Below are 7,063 nucleotides of genomic sequence, written 5' to 3'. Positions count from 1 at the left end.
TTGTTCCGCCTCAGTATAAATGCTGATTGCTTCATCGTACATCTTATTGTGCAAATACCATTTTCCTAAAACAAGTAATGAACGAGTGTAATAACTTTGATTGTTGACGGATTGACTGATCTTGATGGCTTCTTCAATGTATTCTTTTGCTTCGTGTAATCGATTAAGTTTTATTAATAGATTCCCATAATTCATGTAACAAAAAGGAAATTTTTGGGATGTAGGGGCTTTTTTGCGAATATCTAATGCTTTCACATAGTATCTTTCTGCCTCCTCGTTATTTCCCAGTTTTGAGTATGCAGTACCCACGATTGTCCATAATACAAAAAGACGTCTATATCTACGATTAATACGTGCAATGTTAATTCCTTCCTCTGCAAATTCCAAGGCAATTTCAGGTCGGTTCATTTTTGTTAAAACATTCGCAAACATCGAATACATTTGGATGAGTGTCTCTAATTCGACTCTTTGGAACAGATCGTAATTTTCTTGCTTTAATTGTAAAATTTCTTCCTGCATTTTTTCTAACCCACGTAATGATTTTTCATAATGACCAAGTTCATCAAGGTAGATTGTTTTATTAAGGAGTAGCGAATATTTGCGATCTGGTTTCCCTTCATCGGGAATAAACGCTTGTAAGCCAGCTTCTGCGTAAATTAATGCTTGTTTATAATCGTTCTCAAGATAGGCGATTCTGCTTAATTCATTTAAGGTAATTGCTTTGTAATTGGTGCTTTCTAACGAAGGCACCGAATCAATGGTTTTCACCGCAATCGAAAAGTTCTCTTTTGCTTTGGGAGAGACTTTATTTTTTTTTCGATTTTCCAGATAGCATTTTCCATATAGGTAGTGGGCAACAGGTGCAAAAGTGCTCATTTTTAATATGTTGTTCTCTTTGTTTAAGTCATTTAGAGAAGAAAGTGCTTTATCTGGATCAGAATTAAGCATTTCTTCAATGTCAAATAACCTCTTTTTTATTTTCCGTTCCTCTAACTCTGATTCGCTGACAATCCCAAACAGTTTTTCTGCAAGTCCTAATAATTCTGCATACATCACATATTTGTCCTTAATGACATTGGGCAATCCTCGTTCGATATTGCTTAGTGTTGTTACCGATAGATTTTCATTTGCTAAATCTTCAAGTCTAAGCTCTCGATTATTCCTTTCGATGCGTAGAATCATGCCGATTTTTTGCAAGTTCACAGCCAAAACTCCTTTTTATAAAAAACGGAAATTTGATTTTCAAAATACAGTACAATACACGGCATAAATAGTCAAACTATTTTTTATTATAAAAATAATACTTATTAATATAATTTTGAAAATAATTGGTAATTATTTTATGATTTTAGTACACCTTACCAAAGAGAGGAAGGTTGTCCTAGCTGCTTTCTTCTTCTCTTTTATAAATAAATAGGAGGTGTATCCTATGGGTGATCGAAATTAAATTGATTCATAGGGATAGTTATTTTTATATATTTTTTGGAATGTCAGTAGTTTTGCGGGAGGGATGAGGATGGGGTTCAGAAGATCAGTAAGTCTCGACTGGATCATCGAGAATCGCACCATCCCGCTGGAAGTCACTGATGTTCTTCAACAGGTAGCAGATGAATATGGATATTCTGCTGATCAGATGTATCAACAGAGACAAGGTATCGTGGATGAACTCCAAGCAAGAGGAAAGGGGTACATCGTAAAGTTTCTGTTTCCAAATAGCATCAAGGACGAGGAACGCTTTATTCATGCATTGATCCGAATGGAAATAAGGCGTTTGCAAAAATAAAAGGAAAAGGCTGTGGTCAAAAATGGCATTGAAATTGTGCGTGGAGGGCAGCAGAGATAAAGTGAGAGATTTTGTGGAGTCGATCCGAATGATTCCTCAGTGGCGGTTTTACAGCGGATCAAAGGTGACGATTGGAGCAGACGAACTGAAGATGGAATACTACTTTGATAAAAAGCCTTATGAGAAACCTTCTTTACAAACGAGAAAAACGTCAAGGTTAACGATTACGAGTATCGACGATCAAAAAATTGAAATCGATCTATTAGATGCAGAAGTGACAGATATGGGGAATGGAACTACTTTTGTTCAAGGTAGAAATTTTGATATTTTTGCAGATAAGTAATTGACTAGGTTTAAGACAGGTAAATCTTATGGTACTACAAAGTACTGATACTTAGATTTGCCTTTTACTTTTAAAAAATAAATACTTTTCATCTTCGAGGTGATTTGCATAGCTGATGGTATAAATTAAAAATAATATTCCAAAAAATACTTGATTTTTGAAAATAAATCCTTTATGATATCCGCAACGATCCGAACATACATACGATATAAACAGATAAAGGCTTCGTGATATACTAATATTAAGCATAGGGGCTGACTTTGCGTGACTTATGATTTGCTCGATCCGAAGAATGATTTTGTGTTTAAACGTATTTTTGGCAGTGAGAAAAATACCCAAATTTTATTGGCTTTTCTTAACAGCATCTTGCATAAAGATGTGGAGGAACCAATGCTCACGGAGATTGTTTTGTTAAATCCGTACACGGATAAGGACTCACCAAGTGATAAGCAGTCCATTTTTGATATAAAAGCAAAAAGAGCGGACGGTTCCATCGTAAATGTGGAAATGCAGTTGTTTAACCGGTATGATAATGAAAAACGAGCATTGTATTATTGGGGTAAACAATATACGGAACAACTAAAGGAAGGCGATCCCTACAAACAGCTAAAAAAATGCGTTGTGATTAACATCTTGAATTTTTCGATTATCTCAAACGACAGGTATCACAACGTATTTCGTTTATGGGAAGACAGCGAACGGATTCTTTTTTCAGAGGATGAAGAGATTCACATCTTGGAATTATCCAAGCTGGTAGGGAAAAGTGCCCCTAAAACAAGCGGTTTACTCAATTGGTTATTGTTTTTGAAAACCAAAGACAAACGATATTGGGAGGTGTTGAAAATGAATGAGCCAATTCTTGGGAAAGCGATGAAGGAATTGGAATATTTAAGTCAAGATGAAGAAGCACGCAGACTGTATGAAATGCGCCAAAAAGCACTTCATGATGAGGCATCTTCTATAGCAGGAGCGAAAGAAGAGGGAATAAAAGAAGGGGAAGAGAAGTTGAAAGAAAAGATAGTGAAGATGATGCTACAAGAAAAAATGGATATTCAACTGATATCGAAATTAACTGGGATAGAAAAAGAGGTTATCTTAAAAATGAAATCAAATATTTCAACTTCTAATACGAAAGCATGAATCTTCAAGAAGAACAGGCCAGAAAAATGATACAACATAACGAAGAAGCGCGCAGATTGTATGAAATGCGCCAAAAAGTACTTCATGATGAGGCATCTTCTATAGCAGGAGCGAAAGAGGAAGGGCTAAAAGAAGGTGAGAAGAAAGGGATAAAGAAAGGAACGGAAAAGGTAGCGAAAATGATGCTACAAGAAAACATGGATGTTGGGCTAATATCAAAGCTAACTGGTTTAACAGAGGATGTTATCTTGCAGTTAAAATCAAATATCTCAAGTTCCAAATCGAATGAATAAAGGTTTCAGGAGAGGCTGAATAATGCAAATAGGACGGACAATGACAGAAAGACAATTGCTGAGTGAAGAGGAAGAAGCGCGCAGACTGTATGAAATTCGTCAAAAAGCCCTTCATGATGAAGCCTCTTCCATTGCTGGAGCGAAAGAAGAGGGGATAAAAGAAGGGAAAGTAGAGGTAGCAAAGATGATGCTACAAGAAAAAATGGACATTCAACTGATATCGAAGTTAACTGGTCTAGCAGAAGATGTCGTTTTGAAGTGGAGAAACAAAAGTTAGTGTGATCTTTGCAATGTAATGCTTTAAAGTATCCAAATGGATATTTTAAGGCTTTTTTTGTTTTTCAAAATGAAAAAAGACAGCATCTCTGCTGTCTTAGTAGATTATAATTCCAAAAAATTAAACTTCTCTTAAATATGTATTATTTGCCAATAGGGTCTTTGCGTCCAAAATAGGTCATAGAGACACCCCCTATACATGAATCCCCCACTTCATATTGGCTTGAAGTTCAAACATTTTTTCGAGACATTGCATATAGGAAGTGTGGTCTTCTGTTTTTTTATAACCATAGCATAAACCTAAAATTACTTCATGTTGTTTTTTTATTAATTTGTATTTTTTTGCTAATTCGAATGCTTTTTGTAGGGGATTTATCGCTTTTTGGTACTGTTTTTGCTCATGATAGCAATTTCCTAACAATATTAAGGAATCTAACATAGCTAATTCATCTCGATTATTTTCGGAAATCAAAAATGCTTCAGATATAAAGGAATGCGACTTTTCATATTCTTGTTTAGCGATATATAGTTTGCCTAAGTTTGTCAATGCGTAAAAAATATCTTGATCTTCTACTTTTTCTCTGATGGACAATGCTTGAAAATAATATTTTTCAGCTTCTATTGTGTCGTTCATGCTTTCGTATATCTCTCCGATCGTAATCCAAAGCGACACTAATTTATCAAACTTACCATTGATTCTAGCTATTCTTACTCCTTCATCAGCAAATTCAAGAGCGCTTTTATAATGCTTGGATTTCGTGAGTACTCCAGCAAAAATGACATACATCTGTAAGATGGAATTAAGTCCGATGAGCGTCAAAACCTTTGTTCCGTCTATAGCAGAAAGTCTTTCCCATAGTTCTTCCAGTGTTTTTAAAGATAGCTCATCTCTGTTCAATTGTTCAAGATAGTTTGCTTTATTTAAGAGTAAAAAATAGATATTTTCTTGTCGTTGTCCATTCTCGCGAAATGCTTTTATCCCATTTTCCGTGAGTTCCAAAGCTTTTTCGATGTCGAGTAGATGATAATAAATTCTTCCTTGTTCATTTAAAGAGGCTGCTTGCAGGTTAGAATCACTTAATTCTGGACTTTTTTCTACCAGACGAAGAACTTCACTGTAATGTTTTTCTGCTTTTCGCAGCATGATATCATTATTTTTCTTTCTCTTTCCAAAATAACAGCTTCCTAATAAAAAGTGATATAAAGCAGAAAGTCTGCTGTCTCTTTTTAAAAAGCTCCATTCTCCCTCTAATCTATGGAGAGAATTATCGATATCAGCAGAAATGATATCTTCTAAATATAATAGCTCCGCTTCTAATTCTTTATCTTTTTTCTCCGCTGCGCTGATAATGCCGAAGAGTTCACCGCCCATGCCTATTTTTTTCGCATAATACTCCATTTTTTCTTCTGTGACATTTGGTAGTCCGCGTTCAATATTGCCGATCGTAGCAGCAGATATAAATTCATCTGCTAAACTTTCCATGCTCTCTTTTATTTCCTTTCTTCGTTCTTTTAGTTTTGCCCCTAGTATTTTTCTATTCATTTGTCACATCTCCCATAATAGAGAATGTATTTTTTATTATAGATTCGCAAGGGAATTGCAATTTCCTCTAAAAGGAGAGAAAAACATAATAAATATCCCGTTAAATATAAATATTGAAATATTTAGATTTTGGATTTATAATTCTAATATATACCAAATCGATTAGAGGGAGTCTTTTAGATGCTAAACGTACAAGATATATCGAGAACGAAACCTCACTCATCAGATTTAACGCTATTTATTGAAGGTGAGGAAGGGTTTGAGTCTGGCTTTATTCATCTTCAAAATGTTACTTTTTTCCGTTCTCCGTCAGGTATATCTATAATATTTAGCTATGAAGATTAAAAATATAATTTTTTCAACAGAAAGAATCTACCTAATTTGTGAAGGTAAATACGACAATCGGAATAAAAAATGATTGTAAATGGTGTACCAGTTAGTAACTGCTATTTTTACTTCCAACTTTCTGGCTGGAAAGTTGATTTTTTTTGCAGTCAAACGGAATTCAGTGAAGGATATTTTTATGTTCAAAGCGTCCTGAGAGAGTCGCCAATCTAGTTTTTTTGTCAAGACGATTTCTTTTTAGCAAATTTCTTCTTGATTAGTGCCACTCCTAACAAAAGTAAGGGAAAAATAAATCCAAATGTCAAGGCATAGAGGGGCCAAACAGTGATATTAAAGGAAAGAAGATAACTTAAATTTGGAGTAATGATGATAGATAATGCAAATAAAATCATAGCCAATGGCAGTGTGAGTGGTCGATAATCGGAGAGATTTAACGTCTGGGCAAGACAAACCACTGTTATATAAAAACAAATGGCTATCTTAAAGAAGATGGTGATAAACCAAATGAGTGCAATGATAGCTTCTATCCTTTGAATAAATTCACCTATTTCAATTTTCTTCGCTAATTCAAAACTTGCATAGATATCATTAGCAGAGCTCTCCGCACCTAAAACTAATATACTTATCAATGTAATGGTAAATAAGACAAGTCCACCAATCAACACTCCCATATAAAATGCTTTTCCTGCTTTTTTTGGATTTCCTACGTTTGGGAAGATCATTAGTATTAAGATTAATTCTAGAAATGGAAACCCAATATAGGGGAATGAAGATTGTAGGACAGGGGTTACTCCTTTTGCTAGTACCGGTTGAAGGTATTTCCATTCGAATTTAGGGATTAGCAATAGGACGAATATGAAAAAAAGCGAAACAATCCATGGAAAAAAGAGATCCGAAGTTCGAGCAATATTGGAAAGTCCATAGCGAACTCCGATTACCACTATACATAAGTATACAATATGAATTGCTTCAATTGGTGTTTCCGGCAGCATGGTTGAAGCAAGAAAGTCACCGAGATCTCGCAGGACAAGCGTATTTAAAATGAGGAAAAACGAAAAAAATAGAATGGAAAGGAGTGTACCAAGCCATTTCCCCAAGATTTCTTTGCTAGATTCTATTAAGGTTTTGTCAGGAAAGAAACTGCCTAATACATTATAGAGCCATACTAATAAAAATCCAGCACCCATTCCAATAATTGCGGAAATCCAAGCATTCTGTTTGGCACCAGCAGCGAGTAAGGACGGAATCAATAGGATGGAGGTACCAATGATGTACATACTAATCAGTTTTTGAAATTGTTCGGCTTTGATTTTTTCTTTTTTCACCATTAGTGTTATTCC

Annotated in this window: 9 protein-coding genes; 6 read left to right on the top strand and 3 right to left on the bottom strand. The window is 34.9% G+C overall.

The window, feature by feature from the left end:
* The coding region (locus tag AC5WOF_RS08035; RefSeq protein ID WP_496049425.1) for a helix-turn-helix domain-containing protein at positions 1 to 1,203 on the bottom strand (1,203 nt) is incomplete at its 3' end.
* A gap of 313 nt (positions 1,204 to 1,516) precedes the next feature.
* Between AC5WOF_RS08035 and AC5WOF_RS08030 the strand changes: the two genes are divergently transcribed.
* From AC5WOF_RS08030 to AC5WOF_RS08010, 5 genes are all read left to right on the top strand, one after another.
* On the top strand, positions 1,517 to 1,783 hold the full coding sequence (locus AC5WOF_RS08030) for a hypothetical protein (protein ID WP_496049424.1): 267 nt from the start codon (positions 1,517 to 1,519) through the stop codon (positions 1,781 to 1,783).
* Between the two features lie 22 nt (positions 1,784 to 1,805).
* Positions 1,806 to 2,126 carry a hypothetical protein gene (locus AC5WOF_RS08025; RefSeq protein WP_496049423.1) on the top strand — a complete coding sequence of 107 codons (321 nt, stop codon included), beginning with the start codon at positions 1,806 to 1,808 and terminating at the stop codon, positions 2,124 to 2,126.
* A 264-nt stretch (positions 2,127 to 2,390) separates the two neighbouring features.
* Complete coding sequence (locus AC5WOF_RS08020; RefSeq protein ID WP_496049422.1) at positions 2,391 to 3,266, top strand: Rpn family recombination-promoting nuclease/putative transposase; 876 nt, start codon at positions 2,391 to 2,393, stop codon at positions 3,264 to 3,266.
* 26 nt (positions 3,267 to 3,292) lie between these two features.
* On the top strand, positions 3,293 to 3,559 hold the full coding sequence (locus AC5WOF_RS08015) for an Rpn/YhgA-type helix-turn-helix domain-containing protein (protein ID WP_496049421.1): 267 nt from the start codon (positions 3,293 to 3,295) through the stop codon (positions 3,557 to 3,559).
* Between the two features lie 22 nt (positions 3,560 to 3,581).
* Complete coding sequence (locus AC5WOF_RS08010; protein WP_496049420.1) at positions 3,582 to 3,836, top strand: Rpn/YhgA-type helix-turn-helix domain-containing protein; 255 nt, start codon at positions 3,582 to 3,584, stop codon at positions 3,834 to 3,836.
* A 192-nt stretch (positions 3,837 to 4,028) separates the two neighbouring features.
* On the opposite strand, the gene AC5WOF_RS08005 is transcribed toward AC5WOF_RS08010, so the two are convergent.
* Positions 4,029 to 5,378 carry a tetratricopeptide repeat protein gene (locus AC5WOF_RS08005; protein ID WP_496049419.1) on the bottom strand — a complete coding sequence of 450 codons (1,350 nt, stop codon included), beginning with the start codon at positions 5,376 to 5,378 and terminating at the stop codon, positions 4,029 to 4,031.
* 180 nt (positions 5,379 to 5,558) lie between these two features.
* Between AC5WOF_RS08005 and AC5WOF_RS08000 the strand changes: the two genes are divergently transcribed.
* A complete protein-coding gene (locus AC5WOF_RS08000; RefSeq protein WP_496049418.1) occupies positions 5,559 to 5,723 on the top strand; it encodes a hypothetical protein in 165 nt (54 codons plus the stop codon).
* A 221-nt stretch (positions 5,724 to 5,944) separates the two neighbouring features.
* On the opposite strand, the gene AC5WOF_RS07995 is transcribed toward AC5WOF_RS08000, so the two are convergent.
* On the bottom strand, positions 5,945 to 7,051 hold the full coding sequence (locus AC5WOF_RS07995) for a GerAB/ArcD/ProY family transporter (RefSeq protein WP_496049417.1): 1,107 nt from the start codon (positions 7,049 to 7,051) through the stop codon (positions 5,945 to 5,947).
* Positions 7,052 to 7,063 lie beyond the last annotated feature (12 nt).

This window comes from Shimazuella sp. NTD250, assembly GCF_059510375.1.
This window is presented reverse-complemented; position numbering and strand designations above follow the sequence as displayed.

Coding starts and splice junctions, on each gene's coding strand:
- AC5WOF_RS08030 (WP_496049424.1), top strand. CDS start 1,517: ATGGGGTTCAGAAGATCAGTAAGTCTCGACTGGATCATCGAGAATCGC.
- AC5WOF_RS08025 (WP_496049423.1), top strand. CDS start 1,806: ATGGCATTGAAATTGTGCGTGGAGGGCAGCAGAGATAAAGTGAGAGAT.
- AC5WOF_RS08015 (WP_496049421.1), top strand. CDS start 3,293: ATGATACAACATAACGAAGAAGCGCGCAGATTGTATGAAATGCGCCAA.
- AC5WOF_RS08010 (WP_496049420.1), top strand. CDS start 3,582: ATGCAAATAGGACGGACAATGACAGAAAGACAATTGCTGAGTGAAGAG.
- AC5WOF_RS08005 (WP_496049419.1), bottom strand. CDS start 5,378: ATGAATAGAAAAATACTAGGGGCAAAACTAAAAGAACGAAGAAAGGAA.
- AC5WOF_RS08000 (WP_496049418.1), top strand. CDS start 5,559: ATGCTAAACGTACAAGATATATCGAGAACGAAACCTCACTCATCAGAT.
- AC5WOF_RS07995 (WP_496049417.1), bottom strand. CDS start 7,051: ATGGTGAAAAAAGAAAAAATCAAAGCCGAACAATTTCAAAAACTGATT.